20 protein-coding genes are annotated in these 17,536 nt (G+C 64.1%); 13 read left to right on the forward strand and 7 right to left on the reverse strand.

Going from position 1 to position 17,536, the window contains the following annotated elements:
• Positions 1–143: 143 nt before the first annotated feature.
• Positions 144–854: a transcriptional regulator NanR gene (gene nanR / locus D3227_RS31595; RefSeq protein ID WP_167480934.1), complete on the reverse strand. Its 711-nt coding sequence runs from the start codon at positions 852–854 to the stop codon at positions 144–146.
• A gap of 189 nt (positions 855–1,043) precedes the next feature.
• Here nanR and D3227_RS31600 point away from each other — a divergent pair, with 189 nt between their 5' ends.
• The 5 genes from D3227_RS31600 (at position 1,044) to D3227_RS31620 (ending at position 7,685) form a co-directional block, all read left to right on the forward strand.
• Positions 1,044–2,642 (forward strand): ABC transporter substrate-binding protein, encoded by a 1,599-nt coding sequence (locus tag D3227_RS31600; protein ID WP_120018113.1) that lies wholly within the window; start codon positions 1,044–1,046, stop codon positions 2,640–2,642.
• Between the two features lie 94 nt (positions 2,643–2,736).
• On the forward strand, positions 2,737–3,693 hold the full coding sequence (locus D3227_RS31605; RefSeq protein WP_120018114.1) for an ABC transporter permease: 957 nt from the start codon (positions 2,737–2,739) through the stop codon (positions 3,691–3,693).
• A complete protein-coding gene (opp4C, locus tag D3227_RS31610; RefSeq protein ID WP_120018115.1) occupies positions 3,686–4,591 on the forward strand; it encodes an oligopeptide ABC transporter permease in 906 nt (301 codons plus the stop codon). Before D3227_RS31605 ends, opp4C begins: the two co-directional genes overlap by 8 nt.
• Positions 4,588–6,657 (forward strand): ABC transporter ATP-binding protein, encoded by a 2,070-nt coding sequence (locus D3227_RS31615; RefSeq protein ID WP_120018116.1) that lies wholly within the window; start codon positions 4,588–4,590, stop codon positions 6,655–6,657. The genes opp4C and D3227_RS31615 overlap by 4 nt, the downstream gene beginning before the upstream one ends.
• A 131-nt stretch (positions 6,658–6,788) precedes the next feature.
• Positions 6,789–7,685 (forward strand): dihydrodipicolinate synthase family protein, encoded by an 897-nt coding sequence (locus D3227_RS31620; protein WP_167480935.1) that lies wholly within the window; start codon positions 6,789–6,791, stop codon positions 7,683–7,685.
• 11 nt (positions 7,686–7,696) lie between these two features.
• On the opposite strand, the gene D3227_RS31625 is transcribed toward D3227_RS31620, so the two are convergent.
• Both D3227_RS31625 and D3227_RS31630 read right to left on the reverse strand, forming a co-directional pair.
• Positions 7,697–8,170, reverse strand: coding sequence for a dihydrofolate reductase family protein (locus D3227_RS31625; RefSeq protein ID WP_245451960.1), 474 nt, complete (start codon positions 8,168–8,170; stop codon positions 7,697–7,699).
• 150 nt (positions 8,171–8,320) lie between these two features.
• Positions 8,321–8,770 carry a hypothetical protein gene (locus D3227_RS31630; protein ID WP_120018118.1) on the reverse strand — a complete coding sequence of 150 codons (450 nt, stop codon included), beginning with the start codon at positions 8,768–8,770 and terminating at the stop codon, positions 8,321–8,323.
• Positions 8,771–8,913: 143 nt separating this feature from the next.
• On the opposite strand from D3227_RS31630, the gene D3227_RS31635 reads away from it, so the two are divergent.
• The gene (locus D3227_RS31635; RefSeq protein ID WP_120018119.1) at positions 8,914–9,117 is read left to right on the forward strand and encodes a DUF3606 domain-containing protein; all 204 of its coding nucleotides are present in this window, start codon (positions 8,914–8,916) and stop codon (positions 9,115–9,117) included.
• Positions 9,114–9,293: a hypothetical protein gene (locus D3227_RS31640; protein ID WP_120018120.1), complete on the forward strand. Its 180-nt coding sequence runs from the start codon at positions 9,114–9,116 to the stop codon at positions 9,291–9,293. Before D3227_RS31635 ends, D3227_RS31640 begins: the two co-directional genes overlap by 4 nt.
• Positions 9,294–9,308: 15 nt before the next feature.
• Here D3227_RS31640 and D3227_RS41905 read toward each other — a convergent pair whose 3' ends face one another.
• The 3 genes from D3227_RS41905 to D3227_RS31650 form a co-directional block, all read right to left on the reverse strand.
• Entirely contained in the window at positions 9,309–9,455 is a 147-nt protein-coding gene (locus D3227_RS41905) for a hypothetical protein (protein ID WP_167480936.1), read from the reverse strand.
• A 102-nt stretch (positions 9,456–9,557) separates the two neighbouring features.
• The gene (locus D3227_RS31645; protein ID WP_342634024.1) at positions 9,558–9,980 is read right to left on the reverse strand and encodes a c-type cytochrome; all 423 of its coding nucleotides are present in this window, start codon (positions 9,978–9,980) and stop codon (positions 9,558–9,560) included.
• A 72-nt stretch (positions 9,981–10,052) separates the two neighbouring features.
• The gene (locus D3227_RS31650) at positions 10,053–10,583 is read right to left on the reverse strand and encodes a hypothetical protein (protein WP_245451957.1); all 531 of its coding nucleotides are present in this window, start codon (positions 10,581–10,583) and stop codon (positions 10,053–10,055) included.
• A gap of 712 nt (positions 10,584–11,295) precedes the next feature.
• On the opposite strand from D3227_RS31650, the gene D3227_RS31655 reads away from it, so the two are divergent.
• Positions 11,296–12,816: a tlde1 domain-containing protein gene (locus D3227_RS31655; RefSeq protein ID WP_342634025.1), complete on the forward strand. Its 1,521-nt coding sequence runs from the start codon at positions 11,296–11,298 to the stop codon at positions 12,814–12,816.
• A gap of 7 nt (positions 12,817–12,823) precedes the next feature.
• Here D3227_RS31655 and D3227_RS31660 read toward each other — a convergent pair whose 3' ends face one another.
• Complete coding sequence (locus D3227_RS31660; protein ID WP_120018122.1) at positions 12,824–13,579, reverse strand: bestrophin-like domain; 756 nt, start codon at positions 13,577–13,579, stop codon at positions 12,824–12,826.
• A 287-nt stretch (positions 13,580–13,866) separates the two neighbouring features.
• Between D3227_RS31660 and D3227_RS31665 the strand changes: the two genes are divergently transcribed.
• The 5 genes from D3227_RS31665 (at position 13,867) to D3227_RS43110 (ending at position 17,520) form a co-directional block, all read left to right on the forward strand.
• Entirely contained in the window at positions 13,867–14,652 is a 786-nt protein-coding gene (locus tag D3227_RS31665) for a ThuA domain-containing protein (protein WP_120018123.1), read from the forward strand.
• A gap of 64 nt (positions 14,653–14,716) precedes the next feature.
• On the forward strand, positions 14,717–15,775 hold the full coding sequence (locus tag D3227_RS31670) for a Gfo/Idh/MocA family protein (protein WP_120018124.1): 1,059 nt from the start codon (positions 14,717–14,719) through the stop codon (positions 15,773–15,775).
• Positions 15,776–15,957: 182 nt separating this feature from the next.
• Entirely contained in the window at positions 15,958–16,950 is a 993-nt protein-coding gene (add, locus tag D3227_RS31675) for an adenosine deaminase (protein WP_120018157.1), read from the forward strand.
• A 241-nt stretch (positions 16,951–17,191) separates the two neighbouring features.
• Positions 17,192–17,395 carry a GFA family protein gene (locus tag D3227_RS43105; RefSeq protein WP_245451961.1) on the forward strand — a complete coding sequence of 68 codons (204 nt, stop codon included), beginning with the start codon at positions 17,192–17,194 and terminating at the stop codon, positions 17,393–17,395.
• On the forward strand, positions 17,362–17,520 hold the full coding sequence (locus tag D3227_RS43110) for a hypothetical protein (protein WP_245451962.1): 159 nt from the start codon (positions 17,362–17,364) through the stop codon (positions 17,518–17,520). Before D3227_RS43105 ends, D3227_RS43110 begins: the two co-directional genes overlap by 34 nt.
• Positions 17,521–17,536 lie beyond the last annotated feature (16 nt).

Here is a 17,536-nt window from a genome sequence, read left to right on the forward strand (position 1 = left end):
GGCTCAACTCGGCCATTTTATTGCTCCTGTTCTCAAGATTGCGCTTCAACAGCCGCAATCCTCCAAAACAGAAGCTTCACCCGCAAACCGACCCGCCAAATGCCGCGTCAGCGGCTTCGTTCAATCCTGAATGTCGATTGGTCCTAGTCCTGTTTCGACGCGCCGGCATTGAACTTGCGCCGGGCGTTTTCCAGATGCTTGCGCATGGCGCCGCCCGCCGCTTCCGGGTCGTGGCGCTCGATCGCCTCGAACACCGCCTGGTGGCCGGCAAAACTCTTACGGTTCTCCACTTCGGTGTTGGCCATGTGGATGCGCTGGTTGATCAGCCATTCCACCAGCGCCTCATGCGCGGCGAGGAAGATCGGGTTGCCGGGGATCTCGGTCAGCACGCGGTGGAAGGCGACGTCGGTGACGGCGAAGGCGCGGGCGCGGGGGATGGCGCGTTCGTTCTCGGCAAGGGCCGCCGCAAGTGCCGCGATCTGCGTGGATGTCGCCACCTCGGCGGCATGGCGCGCGATCGAGACTTCGAGGAACAGGCGCAACTGCTCGAAATGGCCGATGCCGTCCGGCTGGTCCATCAACAGATGCGCCGTTCCGGTCAGCTGCTCCAGCATGCTGCGCGGCGTCGGCCGCGTCACCTTGGGTTTTTCGCCGCTGTTGATGCGCACCAGCCCCATCTTCTCCAGCGCAAACAGCGCTTCGCGCACCGAGGGGCGGCCGACATCGAACATCGTCATCAGCTCGCGCTCGGACGGCAGCGAGCCGCCGACCGGATAGACCTCGTCACGGATCATCTCCTCCAGGCGCAGGCGAACCTCGTCCGACAATTTTTTTCGTACCGGCATATTGTGCATGGTCTACCTTTTAAGCTATTATACCAGTAGCCGCAAGTGAGGACTTGCGGAACCAAGGGTTGGAGGAGGCCGCCGCTGGCTGATGGCGCGGCGGCCGGTGCGACAGGCGAGGCCTGGCGCGGGAGCAGGCCCGGAGCAGGGGCATGGCCCCCGATCTCGGCCGCCGGAAAACAACGGGAGGAGAATTCCATGAGACGATTGTTGATGAGCCTTGTGCCGGCGCTGGCCATGATGTTTGCCGCAGGCTTCGCCAAGGCGGATGGTGGCACGTTCCGCTCGGCAATGCGTACCGGCTGCATCGAGATGGGCACGCTGCACACCACCTGCGGCCATAGGCTCGACGAGACGGTTCTGCAGGGCCTCGTCCACATCAAATGGACGGGCGACGACGTGCAGCCGATGCTGGCCGAAAGCTGGAAGACGCCGGACGGCGGCAAGACCTACATCTTCAACCTGCGCCACGGCGTCAAATGGCATGACGGCACGCCCTTCACCGCCAAGGACGTGGTGTTCAGCCTCAACCTCTACGCCAACCCCAAGGTCGGTTCGCCCTGGTCGCAGAAGCTTGGCGCGGTGGCCGGATACAAGGCGTTTCAGGATGGCTCCGCCTCCTCGCTTGCAGGGGTGAAAACACTTGACGACATGACCGTCCAGGTCGAGCTCGACAGCGCCAAGCCGCTCTGGGTCCAGTTGCAGCTTATCGCCATCAGCATCTTTCCCGAACACATTCTGGGCAAGGTCGCTCCGCAGGACATCAAGGGCAATGCCTTCTGGGTCAACCGCGTCGGCACCGGCCCGTTCATCTGGAAGAAATACGAGAGCGACCAGTATGTCGAGGTCGACCGCAATCCCGACTATTTCCTCGGTGCGCCCAAGCTCGACCGCATCATCTACCAGATCTACAAGGACGTGCCGCCGATCATCGCCGCGCTGGAGACGAAGGAGGTCGACGCCATGTCCTATGAGGGCGGCGGCGTCCCGATCTCCGAACTCGCCCGGCTGCAGAAGCTCGACTATCTGACGGTGCTGCCGAAATTTTCCGCCGGCTTGCCGACCTATCTGCAGTTCAACCTGGCCGACAAGCGCTTCGCCGATGTCAGGGTGCGCCAGGCGATGCTCTACGCCATCGACCGCAAGGCGATCATCGACACCGTCAAGCAGGGCGCCGGCGAACTGTCGAACACGCTGTTCCCGCAGGACTGGGCCCGCGCCAAGGACCTCGAACCCTATGACTACAATCCCGACAAGGCCAAGCAACTGCTTGCCGAAGCGGGCTGGGACGGCGGCCAGCCGGTCGATTTCATCTACTATTATTCCGACCAGATGAACGTCGATACCGTCACCGCCATCCAAAGCTATCTGGCCGCAGTCGGCGTCAACATCCAGCCGCGCCTGCTCGATCCGGCGGCCATCAACCAGGTCTATGCCGACGGCACTTTCCAGATGGGCTTTTTCGCCAACGGCATGGGGCTCGATCCCTCGCTCGGCTCGCCTTTGGTGGTCTGCGGCGCCAAGCCGCTCGGCTTCGGCTACTGCAATCAGAAGCTCGACGAACTGTTCAACAAGGGACTGGAATCGGCGGATCGTGAGGTGCGCGCCGAGGCGTACCAGGAAGCCTCGCGCATCCTGAACAAGGAATTGCCCAAGGCCTGGCTGTGGAACGAGGTGCGTCCGCTCGCCTTCAACAACCGCATCGTCGGCCTTGCCCAGCACTTCAAGGAGCAGCCGCTCGTGATATTCAACCACGCCGTCTACAACGAAGTCGAGAAGTGGGAGGTGGCCAAGTAGGCCGCCGAGCATGCTCGACTGCCATGGGGCTCCGGCCCAGCGGAGCCCCATGATTCCCCGCCTTCAACACTCGCGCTTGGCATAGGAGAGGCCGGTGCTCAGCTACCTCTTGCGCAAGCTCCTGCTCGGCGTGCCGGTGCTGTTCGGCGTCACGATCATCGTCTTCGCCATCGCGCATGCCATGCCGGGCGACGCCGTACTGGCGATGATCACGGCCGAGGCGCCGTCGAGCGAGGAACTGATCGCCATGCGGCGCGGCGAGCTCGGCCTCGACCAGCCGCTCTACATCCAATACCTCAACTGGATCGGCGAGATCCTGCACGGCAATCTCGGACGCTCCTTCGTCAATGGCCGCGGCGTCGCCGCGATCATCGGCGAACGCCTGCCGATGACGCTGGAACTGATGGGCGTGGCACTTCTCGCCGCCTTCGTCATCGGCACCACGCTGGGCGTCATCTCGGCGCTCCGGCAATACAGGCTGACTGACTATTCGCTGACGCTGGGCGGCTTCGTCGGCGTCTCGATCCCTGATTTCTTCATGGGCCTGCTCTTGGTCTATGTCTTTGCGCTGGAACTGCGCTGGCTGCCGTCTTCCGGCATCTCGACCGCGGGCGACAGTTTCTCGATCGCCGACAATCTCAGACACCTGATCCTGCCGGCGGCGGCGCTCGCTCTGTTCCGCGCCGCGATCTTCATGCGCTATGCCCGCGCCGGCATGCTCGAAGTGCTGAACCAGAGCTATATGCGCACCGCCAAAGCCAAGGGGCTGAGGCCCAGCATCATCGTGCTGCGCCATGGTCTGCGAAACGCGCTGATTCCGCTGGTCACCGTTTTTGGCCTCGCTCTGCCGACGCTGTTTGGCGGCTCGGTGGTGATCGAGACCATCTTCCAGTGGCCGGGCATCGGCCTGATGTTCATCGACGCGGTGGTCAACCGCGACAGCCCGGTAATCATGGGCTACGTGCTGATCACCGCCATCATCGTCATGTTGGCCAACCTTGCCACCGATCTCGCCTACAGCGTGCTCGATCCGAGGGTGAGCTATGACTGACGCCACCGCCATCGACGCCGGTATTGCCGCCGGCGCCTCGCGCGGCCTGTGGGGCGAGGCGGCGCGCCGCTTCCTGCACCACCGGCTGGCGACGATCGGGCTGGTGGTGCTCGCCATCATCGTGCTCGCCTGCATTTTCGCGCCGCTGATCGCCCATTACGGGCCGAACGACATCGACCTCAGGGGCCGCAACCAGCCGCCTGGCGGCGTCCATTGGCTTGGCACCGACGGCACTGGGCGCGACATCTTCGCCCGCATTCTCTACGGCGGCCGCATCTCGCTGACGGTCGGCTTCGTCGCGGTGTCGATCTCGGCGGCAATCGGCATCTTCATCGGGGCGGTCGCCGGCTATTTCGGCGGCAAGGTCGATCTCTTCCTTATGGGACTGATCGACATGGTGCTGACCTTTCCGCGCCTGGTCATCATCATCGCCTTTGTTGCCGTGGTCGGCCCCAGCATCCTCAACACCATGCTGGTGATCGGCCTGCTCAGCTGGCCGTCCATCGCCAGGCTGACGCGCGGCGAGATCCTTTCGCTGCGCAACCAGGAATTCATCCTCGCCGCACGCTCGCTCGGCACCTCGCCCTCGGTCATCATCCTCGAACATATCTTGCCCAATGTGTTGAGCCCGATCCTGGTGGCGATCACTCTCGACGTCGCGACCGTCATCCTGCTCGAAGCCTCGCTCTCCTTCCTCGGTCTCGGTGCGCAGGCGCCCGCCGCCAGCTGGGGCAACATGCTGCGCGACGCGCGCACCTTATCGATCCTGGAGAGCCAGCCCTGGATGTGGATCCCGCCCGGCGCCATGATCGCCGTCGCCGTGCTCAGCATCAACTTCGTCGGCGACGGCTTGCGTGATGCGCTCGACCCGCAGCACATCATGGGCCAAGGCAAATGAGGCGCACCGATACCTTGACCCGTGACAGGCCTGAGATGGTCGGGCAGGGGCCGCTGCTCTCCGTGCAGGGACTGAGCGTCGAGTTCGGTCCGAGCGGCAATTCCGTCTACGCCGTCAACGACGTCTCCTTCGACCTTGCCGAGGGCGAGTCACTGGCCATCGTTGGCGAGAGCGGCTCCGGCAAGTCGGTCACCGTGCAGACGCTGATGGGCCTGATCCGCAAGCCGCCAGGCCGGGTGACATCAGGCCGCGCGCTGTTTCGTGGCCGCGATCTTCTCACCATCCCCGACAGCGAGTTGCGGCACATCCGCGGCCGCGACATCGCCATGATCTTCCAGGACCCGATGTCGTCGCTGAACCCGGTGCTGACCATCGGCCTGCAATTGACCGAGGCGCTGCGCGAGCATCAGGGGCTCAGCGAAAAGCAAGCCGAGCGCCAGGCACTCGACATGCTGGACCTCGTCGGCATCGCCAATGCCGCGCAGCGCATGCAAGCCTTCCCGCACCAGTTTTCCGGCGGGCAATTGCAGCGCATCGGCATTGCCATGGCGCTCGTCTGCAAGCCCTCGATCCTGATCGCCGACGAGCCGACCACCGCGCTCGACGTCACCATCCAGGCGCAGATCGTCGAGCTGGTCGCCCGCCTGCAGAAAGAGCTCGGCATGGCGATCATCTGGATCAGCCATGACCTCAGCCTCGTCGCCGGCTTCGTCGAGCGCGTCGCGGTGATGTATGCCGGCAGCCTCGTCGAGACGGCACCGGTGGAGCGGCTGTTTGCAGCCCCCACCCATCCCTACACGATCGGCTTGCTCAACTCGATCCCGTCGCTGACGGCGGCAAACACCCGGCTGGTGCCGATCAAGGGGGCGCCGCCCAACGTTATGCTGCCGCCGACCTTCTGCGCCTTCGCGCCGCGCTGCGACCATGCCGTCTCACGATGCCGTGAGGCAAAGCCGGTGCTGGAGCCGGTCGTATCGGGCCATGCCGCCGCCTGCTGGCGCTGGCGCGAGCTGCACGGAGTGTCGCGCGTGCCGGCCGCTGCCGTGGCGACCGATCGGGCATCCAAAGCAGCGCCAAATGAGCCGCTGCTCACCGTCTTCGGCCTGAAGGTACATTTCCCGATCCGTCGCGGCGTACTGAGGCGCCAGGTCGGCGCGGTGCGCGCCGTCGACGGCGTCAGCTTCGAGGTGCTGCGCGGCGAGACGCTGGCGCTGGTCGGCGAAAGCGGCTGCGGCAAGTCGACGACGGGCCGCGCCGTGCTTGGCCTCGAACGGCCGAGCGAAGGCGAAATCCGGTTCGAGGGCAAGGACTATGCCGATGCGTCGGGCGAGCGGGCGAAAGAACGCCGTCGCGACATGCAGATGGTGTTCCAGAACCCGTTCGGTTCGCTCAACCCGCGCATGACCGTAGGCCGCATCATCGGCGAGGGCTTGCGCGCCCAGAAGATCGGCACCCGTGCCTCGCGCGAGGCGCGTGTCAGCGAGCTGCTGGCGCTGGTCGGTCTGCGCGAGCCCCTGCGCGACCGCTATCCGTTCGAGCTCTCTGGCGGCCAGCGCCAGCGCGTCGGCATCGCCCGCGCGCTTGCCGGGAGCCCGAAATTCATCATCGCCGACGAACCGATCTCGGCGCTCGACGTCTCCATCCAGGCGCAGATCGTCAACCTGCTCGACGATCTGAAGGCGCGGCTTGGCCTGACCTATCTGTTCATCGGCCACGATCTGTCGATGATCCGCTATCTCAGCGACCGTGTTGCGGTGATGTATCTTGGCCGCATCGTCGAGACCGGCACCACGGCTTCGGTATTCGGCACGCCGATGCATCCCTATACGCGGGCGCTGCTGTCGGCGATCCCCGTTCCCGATCCGAAGGCCGGCGGCACGCGCCGTCGCATTGTGCTCGGCGGTGGAGTGCCCGATCCGTCGAAGCCGCCATCCGGCTGCCATTTCCATCCGCGCTGCCCGAAGGCGACTGAGATCTGCGCCCGGGTTGCGCCCGAGCCGCGCGATTTCAGCTCATCCAACGCCGCGCAGCACATCGTCACCTGCCACCACGCAGGGGAGGCTTAGGAGATGCCACTGATGCGCAGCCGACTACCAGAAAAGATCGCGCCGGAACAAGACGATAGAGCCCGATCCGGAATCAGAGGATCAGGCTTAGATGATCCGGACAAAATTCTGAAAGCACCGAGGGTCCAACAATGACGAGAGAATTGGCCGGCATGTATGCCGCCCTGATGACCGGCCTCAGCGACGCGGGCGAGTTCGATCCGCAGCGCCAGCGCAACATCAACGACTATGTGCTGCGCCAGGGGCTGGCCGGACTCTATGTCGGCGGCAGCAGCGGCGAGTCAGGCCTGCTGACGGTCGACGAACTGCTGGCCCAGCAGGAACTGGTCGTCGCCCATGCGGCGGGGTCGGGCACCACGCTGATCGCCCATGTCGGCATGCCCAATCTGCGCGACTCCGTTCGCCTGGCGCGGCAGGCTGAAAAACTCGGCTACCATGCGCTGTCGGCGCTGCCGCCGCATTCCTACCCGTTCTCCGACGAAGAGGTGTTTGCCTATTACCAGGCGCTGGCGGCGGCCACCGACCTGCCGCTGATCGTCTACGAGATCCCCTTGCGCACCGGCCGGCCGCTGCCGCTGGCGCTTCTGGTGCGGCTGCTCGATCTCGCCAATGTCGTCGGTATCAAATACACCTCGACCGACCTGTTCAAATACTCGCTGCTGCGCAAGCGGCAGCCGCAAAAGCTGTTCTACTACGGTTTTGACGAGATCTACGCCGCCGCCGGAATGCTCGGCACCGAGGGCGGCATCGGCACCACCTACAATCTGCTGGGCAAGCTCTATGTGGCAGTCGACCGGGCAGTCCGCGCGGGTGACCTCGGCCGTGCCCGCGCCTTGCAGATGGTATCGCAGGATTTCGTCGAGGCGCTATTGGAAACCGGCGTGCTGCCCGGCATGAAGGCGGCCTTCCGCGTCATCGGCGTCGATTGCGGCCCGACCCGCGCGCCGATGGCGCTTGCTGTCGCCGACGCCGAAGCCCGCATGCGCGAGGTCCTGGCCCGCCCGGCGGTCCGGGAATGGCTGGCCTGAGCACTTGAGGCTCAGGCCGGGGCGTAGCGCAGCAGCGTCACGCCCTGCGAAAGGCTTTCCGTACCAAGCGGCGTTAGCCTAAGCGACAGGTCGGCGTGGAAGTACGGCTTGCCGCCGCCGAGCACCACCGGATGCATGTAGAGCCGATACTCGTCGATGAGGCCCGCGCGTGCCAGATACGCGGCAAGTTCGGCGCCGCCGACGACGATTTGGCCATCCGTCTCTGCCTTGAGATCCCTGGCCACGGTCTCGGCGTCACCGCTCGCCAGCCGGGCGTTCAAGCCGACCTCCCGCAGCGTCGTCGAAAACACGATCTTCGGCGTTTCCCGCCACGCGCGGGCAAAATCCCGCTCGACTTCGGCGCCGGTCTCGCGGTCCGGGCTGTCCCAGAAGTGCATCGCCTCATACAACCGCCGTCCGCAGAGCATGATCGAGGTCTGTCTCATCTCGTCGTTGAAATGCTGGTGCAATTCTTCTTCGGGCACCGGCAAGTCGATGTTTCCGTCCGCCCGGCAATGTAACCGTCCAGCGACATCAGCATGGAATAGATGATCTTGCCCATCGGGGTCTCCTTGTCTCACCAAGGATACAAAACAGATTGCATTTTGCAATCGGTTTCACAGAACGGATGGAAATCACCCGGCGCGGCGCAGCGCTGAAAGGAACAGCAAAAGCAGCGCCAGCGCATTGAGGCAGGCGGCGGCCGCATGCGAATATTCCCACTGCCGCCGCAGCATCTCCCAATTGTCGGGCAGCATGGTCCAGTTGCGCGTTGCCCGGTTGACCGGGAACGTGAACGTCCAGAAGGCGAGCTGCGTGGCGCCGATGGCGATGAAGGCGAGCGCGGCGAGGCCGAACGCGCCGCCCAAGCGGTAAAGCAGCACCGCAAGTGCTGCGGTCGACAGAAGCGCTCCCAGCACGACGATGCCGAACAGGCTCCAGCCGTCATAGGCGCGCTGCGCGGCAAGATAGCTCGTGCCGTCGAGCTTAAGCTTGTTGAACATCGCAAAGACATGCGCGCCTGCCGGTACGAAGGCGAGCGCCGCGAAGATGAAGCTCACCACTCTCAGACCATAGATCGCCATGCCGATCCTCCTGTCCCAGCGAAGCTAGGGCGGAGGGCAGGGATTGGGAAGCAGGCGAGGGAGTTGGCCGAACCGCCGAAGACGGAAACCGCCCGGTCGCCCCGCCGTTGTCCAGAAGTGTCCAGAAGCCAAGGAGATGCGTTATGAACAAGTTCGCCAAGGACAACATTCCGCGAGACGATCAGACCATCGACCCGGACAACGTGCTGGACGTCGAGGCGCTGGCGCTGCGAACCGGCATCACCGGCGATCAGGCGCAGGCGCTGGTCGACCGCATCGGCAATGACCGCGCCGCATTGGAACAGGCGGCACGAGAGCTGAAGCAGCAGGAAAGTGAAATATCGTGACGGCCAACCGCAAATCCGTACGCAAGCCGAAGACCGAAAGCGGGAAGCGGAAGGCAATGCGCTTGGCCGAGACCACCGATGTCTCGCCCAAGCAGGCCAGGGACCTGATGCGCGAGCACGGCAAGGACAGCGAAAAGGTCGACAAGGAGGCGAGGAATTTCAAGGCTGAAGGCTGAGCCTTCGACGCCGGTTCAGAAACCGAAGAACTGCTTGCCGACCATATAGCCGAGCGCCGCCACCGCCAGCGGGAACAGCGCCGGCGCCACCTTGCCGAAAGTCGACGGCCTTGTCTCGTTTGCAGGAGTATTGGGCTTGGCGTTGTTGAGGTTCTTGGTCATGGTTCGTGGCCTTTGATCTGTCTTATTAGCATTCGCTCATTAATTTTCTCCAAATGGCGACAGCCCGGGCCTTGCTCCGGGCAGGTAGGCCGGCTCATCGCCTCAATTCTCGGGCGAGCGAAACCTCTCGTGGCAGCCGTTGCAGATTTTCCGGATCTGTTCGAAAGAAGCCGCGAGCGCGTCCCTGTCGCCAAGAGGCGCGGTCGCGGCGAACTTCTCGGTCGCGTTGTGCAGTGCCTGCATCGCCTCCTGGAATGCCTCCGGCCTTTCCCAGATTGCCGGCAGGGCTTTGCTGTGGTGATCCGCGCTGCCAGGCGGAAACAGGATTGCGGTTCGGTGGCAATTGCTGTCGGCGTGCCGAGCCACGGCCGCCGCATCGAACGGCGCATGTCCTCCGAACATGTCTCCGATAGCCTTCAACTCGCGGCTCATGTCCTTCATCGCCGCCATGCGCTCAGCGACAATACCCGTCGCGCCCTTGTGGGCCAGAGCCGCACCTGCAGCAAGCACGGCTGCCAGCGTCACGGCCGCGAGCTTCAACAATCAGGCTTCCCGTCCACGAGAGTGACCTGCCGCCACTAGGTGGCAGGTTCTGGACTATTTGACCGGTATCATCAGGTGCGCATAGGGCGTGTCGGGGAACATGACATAGGGCTGAGACGGGTCTGGTTCATGGGGATACAGGGCCATAATGGCCGGCGCGTTCATGACCATCACGTGGGGACCGTCATGCAGCCAGTCGGCCCCTTCCGGCGGCTTGGTTGCAAAGGGGTCGGTATTGCTGGCCGCGGCCCCTCCCTTCAGCATATAGGCGAAAGCAACCTTGCCTTCCGGCGGCGCGCTCTTGGACATGATCGCGTGCATCCACGCCATTCCGTTCTCATCCGTGCACATCGGGTCGTCGACCGGAGTACCGGGGTCGTCGGGAATGCACGTGAAGCCGTTCGTACCCTTCCGCAACGTCTTCATCTCCCAATTCACCACAGCGGCATTTTTGCCGACAGCCTCCGGTGCCGCGGACACCGCATTCTCGATCAGCTTCTCGTTGCTCGTATCGGCAGCAGGTGCCGCCGATGCCCAGGCGACGGCGATAACTGCCAGGAAAATAGGGCTGGAATGGATGCGCATTGCCTCCTCCTTTACGAGCGTCTGATTTGCCGGCGCGACGAGCCCAGCTCCCGCTCTTTGGAGTTGGCTGCTGCTCTAGTGTCTAGAATGCTCCGGGGAAAACATTACACCCAATATTTCATTAGTGAAATCTAATATGATTGGTTCGAAAGACCGTTCTGCGCATTCGCTCATGCCTTTCGTCTTCGTGATGCCGGACCTGGTTAAGTCTCGAAAGACATGCGTCACCCCCGTTTTTCTGCCGGTGCATGAGTGTTGCCGCCGCCTCCGGTGTTAACCAAGGTCGGCCCGTTGGCGGGCATCAGCCCAGGCAACCCGCCGCAGGCTTTCTTGACTCAGCGGTTAAAAACGGGCAGCAAAGCTGGTCATGGACGGGAATTCAGCCCGGTTCATCGCCTTGGAGGGTGCATTTTCAGCATGACCGCCGCCAAATCGGCGACCGGTGGAGGGATTGGTTAACCAACTTTGTCCATCTTTTGAATCAATCGGCAACAGACGCAGGAAGGTGCAGGGGGCACCACGCGAACTGTAATCGAGACGGATGCGAGGCCCACAAGCCGGCAAGCCGATTGAGAGTGGTTGTATGGCGTTTGTGCGTTTGACAGACCGGGGTGACAATCCTGAGCGTGGATTGACTTCGAAGAAGCCCGGCTTGCGCTGGGTCGCGGTTCCCGCCGTCGGCGCGGTGATCGCTCTGTGGTCGGTGGCGACGATGGCCGGCCTTGATTCCGTCGGCACCTCGCTCACTGCCGCTTCCAACGGGCTGCCGCAAAGCCTGCTTGCGCCCAGAACCATTGCGCTTGCCGACGCGCGCCGGGCGCTCGCCTGGGCGCCGCAGCTTTCCGCCAATGGGCGGCGGGCTTCGCTGCTCGGCCAGTGCGATGCCGGCTGCCTGCGCGCGGCTTCCAGCTTCGGCCACGACGGCAAGATGGCGCGGCTGCAGCCGGCGGCAAAGCCGGACATCATCGCGCCGAAGACACCGAATGCCGTAGCGCTTGCCGCTCTGCCCGGCGACCGCTTCGACGGCGTGGTGGCGAGGGCAAAACTGTCGCCGCAAAAGCTCGCCGCCGTCTTCGCCCGCGCCCAAAACGGGTCCTTCATGCTGGCAAGCCTGCCGTCCGATGCCCGCTTCGCCGAGCCGGTTGTTCGCATGCCTGACCAGAACGGCCCTGCATCGGTGCGCTTCGGGCCGCAAGTGGCGGAGATAGAACGCTCGTCGCGCCTGGCCCTTGCGCTGGCCAATGCTATGCCGGAGGCCGATATGTTGTCGCCGCCGCCGTCCGTTGCGCTGGCACCACCCGACGTGCAGCAGGAACCGCAACAGGCTGAGGTTCAACTGGCCTCGCTGCCGCCGCAGGACGAGATGCCGGAAATTCCGTTGCCGACCGGCCGGCCGCAGGCGGAGATCGACCAACCGGCCCAAGCCCCCGAGGCCGAGTCCCCCAAGCCCCAGGCCTCCAGGACAGAGGCACCCAAGACCGAGGCGCCAAAGGCTCAAGCCCCCAAGGCGCAGGCGGCAAAGACCACCAAGGCCCAGTCGGCCAAGGCCGCGGATATGCCACCGGCCGGGACACCCCGCGCGCCGGCCCTGTCGCCGCGTAGCGCCGAGCACGGGGCCTTGCCGGGCGTGCAGGTCAGCCAGGGCGTGCAGGGCAGCCAGAGCAAGCAAGCCAGCCAGGGCAAGCCGGCCAAGCCAGCCAAGCGGTCGAAGGCCCAGGACGGGGAAATGCTGGCCTATGCCAAGCCTGACATGCCCGAGCGCGGCGCAGGTGGGGTCTTCGGCAATTTGTTCACCAGCAGGCCCAGCATGGGCAACGGCGTTGCCGTCTACGACATCTCGGCCAAGACCGTCTACATGCCGGACGGCTCGCGGCTCGAGGCACATTCGGGGCTGGGCTCGATGGTCGACCAGCCGCGCTTCGTCCACAAGAAGAATGTCGGCCCGACACCGCCCGACACCTACAATCTGTCGCTGCGTGAATCGCGCTTCCACGGCGTCGAGGCGATTCGCCTGACGCCCGCCAGTGGCAACAACAAATATGGCCGCGACGGCCTGCTTGCCCACACCTACATGCTGCGCGGCGGCCGCGCCGAATCCAATGGCTGCGTCGTCTTCAAGGACTATTCCCGCTTCCTCGCCGCCTACAAGAAGGGCAAGATCAAGCGTCTCGTCGTTGTGCCGCGCATGTCCAAGCCCTTGACGCAGGTCGCCCAGGAAGGCCGCGCGGGCTAGCTGGACATCATTGCGTCATTTCCGTCAGCGCCCGCTGCAGTGGCGCCGGCGAAATCTGGATCGGGCCCGAGAACGGCAGGTCCATATCCAGGATCAGATAGAGTGCCGAGGCGACCAACGCCGCCGACACGATGAAGGTGCAGACGACGGTGGCGTTGCGCGGCGCCCTGAAGCCGAAACTGGCGAAGATCAGCGTCAGCCAGGCGACGAGCAGCGCGATCAGCGGCGCGGGGATCGCGCCTTCCGACTGTTCGATAAGCACCCAGCGTCGCTCGATTACTTTCTGCAGCTGCTGGGTCGCATTCTGCAGCAGGGCCGCATGCCTGGCCTCCGGCGGTGTCAGTGCCGCCAGCATATCGCCGACCTGGTTGAGCAGCAGCTCGGACAGCCGGTTGGCGACGGCCGGGGTCTGCTGGCTGGGGGAGGTGGCATCGACAACCCGCTGCGCATAGGCGGCAAGCGACTGGCGCGCCGCATCGGTCTCGGGTCCGTATTGCCTGAGCGAGCGGTCGAGCAGGATCAGTTCCGTTGCGAAGGCGTGGACGTTGTGGTCGATGGATTCGAACGTGTTCTTGGCCGAGTTGATCATCAGGCCGAGCACCAGCGAGGACATCACTACGAACAGGTTCGCGGCATGTCGCACCACGGCGCTGGTATCGTCCTGGCGATGGTGGGCCGGGAAGCGCTCATAAATCATCAGGCTGACCAGCGAAGCTCCCGCCAGACAGACAAAGATCGCCACCCCAATGAGCGCCTCGCGCATGGCCGGTATTGTAGACGAGACGTGGCAATTGCCAATGGATGCCGGGCGAGCCTGAATCAGCTTGGCAGGACTGGCCGCTATCGCGTTGTTTGAAAAGGAATTTTCGATTTGGGTTGGCAAGGCCATGCCGCTATGGATTCGCCATCCCAAGGTCTCCGCGACGTCGCTTCGCTCCTGCTTCGATGACGAAAGCTTCGGCAAAACTTCCGCGAAAACGTTTCCATTCCGCGCCCAGCAGACTATGACTGGGCCGGGCGGGTCGGCTCCGATTTCACCACGAGGATGTCATGACAATACGTGCTGTCGTCTGGGGCGAGAATATCCATGAGCGCACCAATGAGGTGGTCGCCTCGATCTATCCCGAAGGCATGCACGCCACCATCGCCAAGGCGTTGAACACGGACACTGGCATTTCCGCCTCGACTGCGACGCTGGAGCAGCCCGAGCACGGCCTGTCGGCCGCGCGCCTGGCCGAGACCGACGTGCTGGTCTGGTGGGGCCACAAGGATCATGGCGCCGTCGCCGACGAAGTGGTCGAGCGCGTTGCGCGCCGGGTCTTCGAGGGCATGGGGCTGATCATTCTGCATTCCGGCCATTTCTCAAAAATCTTCAAGCGGCTGATGGGCACGCCCTGCACGCTGAAATGGCGCGAGGCCGGCGAGCGGGAGCGGCTCTGGGTCACCAGCCCGAGCCACCCGATCGCCGAGGGCGTCGGCGAATATTTCGAGCTCGAGAACGAGGAGATGTATGGCGAGCAGTTCGCCGTGCCGGAGCCGCTGGAGACGGTGTTCATCTCCTGGTTCCAGGGCGGCGAGGTGTTCCGCTCGGGGCTGACCTACAGGCGCGGCGCCGGCAACATCTTCTATTTCAGGCCGGGCCATGAGACCTATCCGACCTATCACGATGCCACCGTGCAGAAGGTGCTGCGCAACGCCGTGAAATGGGCGCACAACCCGCAAGGCGCGAAGCCGGCCATCCTCGATGCGCCGAACGTGCCGATCGACAAGGCGCTGGAGCCGATCGTCGAGCGCGGAGGCAAGCTGCACGCGGCAGGCGAGGCCGGCTTCCGCTGAGCGGTTCTCCCGCCGGCTTACGTCCCTCAATTTTACCCTAGGCAATTCGCTCGGAGGAGCAAAAATGCGACTTCTGATACTCGGCACCGGCTGGATGGCTCAGGAGCATGCCCGGCAGTTCGGCAAGATAAAGGGCGTCGACATCGTCGCCGCCGTCGATGTAGACGCGGCCCGCGTCGGCGAATTCGCCGACAGCTTCGGTATCCCCAACCGCTTCGCGTCGCTGGAGGAGGCGCTGAAATGGGGCGCCTTCGACGCGGTCGCCAATGTCACGCCGGACCGCATCCATCACCCGACCACCATGGCGCTGATCGCCGCCGGCAAGCCGGTGCTGTGCGAAAAGCCGCTGGCCGAGAGTTTCGGCAAGGCCAATGAGATGGCCGACGCCGCCGCGGCCGCTGGCATCGTCAACATGGTCAACCTCACCTATCGCAATGTCGCAGCACTTCAGAAGGCTCGCGCCATGGTGCTTGCAGGCGAGATCGGCACAGTCAGGCACGTCGAGGCGTCCTATCTGCAGAGCTGGCTGGTGTCGAAGCATTGGGGCGACTGGCGCACCGATCCGAAATGGCTGTGGCGCCTGTCCCGCGACCACGGTTCCAACGGCGTCCTCGGAGATGTCGGCATCCATATCCTCGATTTCGCCAGCTACGGTGCCGCCCTCGACATCGACCATGTGTTCTGCCGCCTCAGGGCCTTCGACAAGGCGCCCGGCAACCGCATCGGCGAATACAGGCTCGACGCCAATGACAGCTTCGCCATGACGCTGGATTTCGCCAACGGCGCCTTCGGCGTCGTGCATGCCAGCCGCTGGGCGACCGGCCACTTCAACGAACTGAGGCTGCGCATCTATGGCGACAAGGGCGGCCTTGAAGTGGTGCACAATCTGGAAGGATCCGAGCTCAAGGCTTGCATCGGCGAAAACATCGAGGCCGCCAAATGGCAGGTGCTCGATCCCGGCACGGTGCCGACCAACTACCAGCGCTTCGTCGACGCGGTGCTGAGCGGCGTCCAGCCCGAGCCGTCCTTCCACCATGCCGCCGAATTGCAGAAGGTGCTGGATCTGGCGGTGGTGTCGGATGAGAAGCGCGCGGAGCTGAGGGCCCACGCCGATACGCAGTAGGCTGAAACTGCCGATCTCCCCCGCAAGGGGGAGATTAGCCATCATCGAGGCCGGTCGCCTTTTTCGCAGGAAACCAACAAGAGCGCCATTCCCGGGCGCTGCGCGCAATTCTTTCAATCATTTCTTGAAATGGCGACCGGCCATTTCATGATTTGAAGGCGCTTGCAAACTGGGAGGCGTCATTGGTCGACTACATCGGACTGCCGAAAGCCGAAGTGCATATCCACGTCGAGGGCTGCTTCGAGGCCGACGATGTGATCAGGAATTGCGGGGAAGCCGGCATTCCGCTACGTGCGCCGCGCGACAGGCTCTTCGAGGCGCACGATTTGAAGAGCTTCCTCGAGATGCTCGACTGGTTGTGCGGGACGTTCCGGACGCGCGAGCAACTGGCCACCACGGCCTACAAGTTTGCGCAGCGCATGGGCAGAAGCGGCGTGCGTTATGCCGACGTTATCGTCAACCCGACGCACTGGCCGCATTGGCATGGGAATATCCCCGGTATGATCGACGCTTTCGATGCGGGTTTCGCGGCCGCCGAGCAGGACGGACACCCGCCGGTCGGCCTTTGCGTCAGCCTGCTTCGCACCCAGTCGGCGGCGGAAGCGATCGAGCTGGTGGAGTTGCTGAGCGAAATCAGGCATCCGCGCGTCGTTGCGCTGTCGATCGACGGCAACGAGGCGGCTGCCGGCCGCACCGGTCCGCGCTTTGCCGAGGCGTTTCGCCGTGCCGCGGCAGCGGGCCTGCGACGCACCGTTCACGCGGGCGAGTCGAGCGGCCCGGAAGGCGTCCGCGACGCAATCGAACTGCTCGGCGCCGACCGCATCGACCACGGCGTGCGCGCGATCGAGGAACCGGACCTTGTCGACCTGCTGGCGCGGAGGCAGATTCCCCTGGGTATCTGTCCGATCTCCAACGTGGCGCTCGGCGTGTATCCCTCGCTTGTCGAACATCCGATCGACGCCCTGCGCAAGGCCGGTGTTCCGGTCTCGATCAACACCGATGATCCGACGCTGCTCGACACGACCCTCGAAGCATCCTATGCCGCCTGCGCCGAGGCCTTCGCCTGGGACAGCGAAACCATCCGGCAGCTTGCCGCGACATCGGTACGCGCAAGCTACGCCGATCCTGCGGTAAAGGCGCAAATCCTAGCGGATTTGGATGCTTGGCAGACCTGACAAGGCCCACCGTCGGTCCGTGTCTCACTTGCGCCGGATCCGCCAGGCGCCGAAGCTCCTTGACGAGGAGAAGCTGAACGGCGAGGCGTCCCCTCCGCTACGCCCACGAACCCCATAAGGTCCTCGATCTCTGGTCGGTCTCGGGTGAGAAACAGTGAAGCTGAAAAGGAGCCAGCCATGGTCACGCGTCCGCGCGGAATGTTCTTGCGGCCAGCTGTCAGCCACTTGCGTGGGCGAACCGGTGCGCATCTCGGTCTGCCATTGCCTCGACTGCAAGCGGCGCACCGGCAGCGCCTTCAGCTTCAATGTCCGGTTTGCCGAGGAGGGCGTATCAATCCACGGGCGATTGGCGGAATTCGGCGAAGCGGGCGGCCGCGTCACATACAATTTCTGCCCCGATTGCGGCACACGGTGCATTACCGGATCGATGTCCAGCCCGGCGTGATCGCCATCCCCGTCGGCGCCTTCGCCGACCCAGCGTTCCCGCCACCCTTCCAATCTTTCTATCACGACAGCCAGCGCTGCGAGTGGGTCGATATCCGCATTGAGCTTCGGGCGACGTTCGGCTGAAGATATCGGCCGGCTG

Source organism: Mesorhizobium waimense, assembly GCF_003601975.1.
GTDB classification, from domain to species: Bacteria; Pseudomonadota; Alphaproteobacteria; order Rhizobiales; family Rhizobiaceae; genus Mesorhizobium; species Mesorhizobium waimense.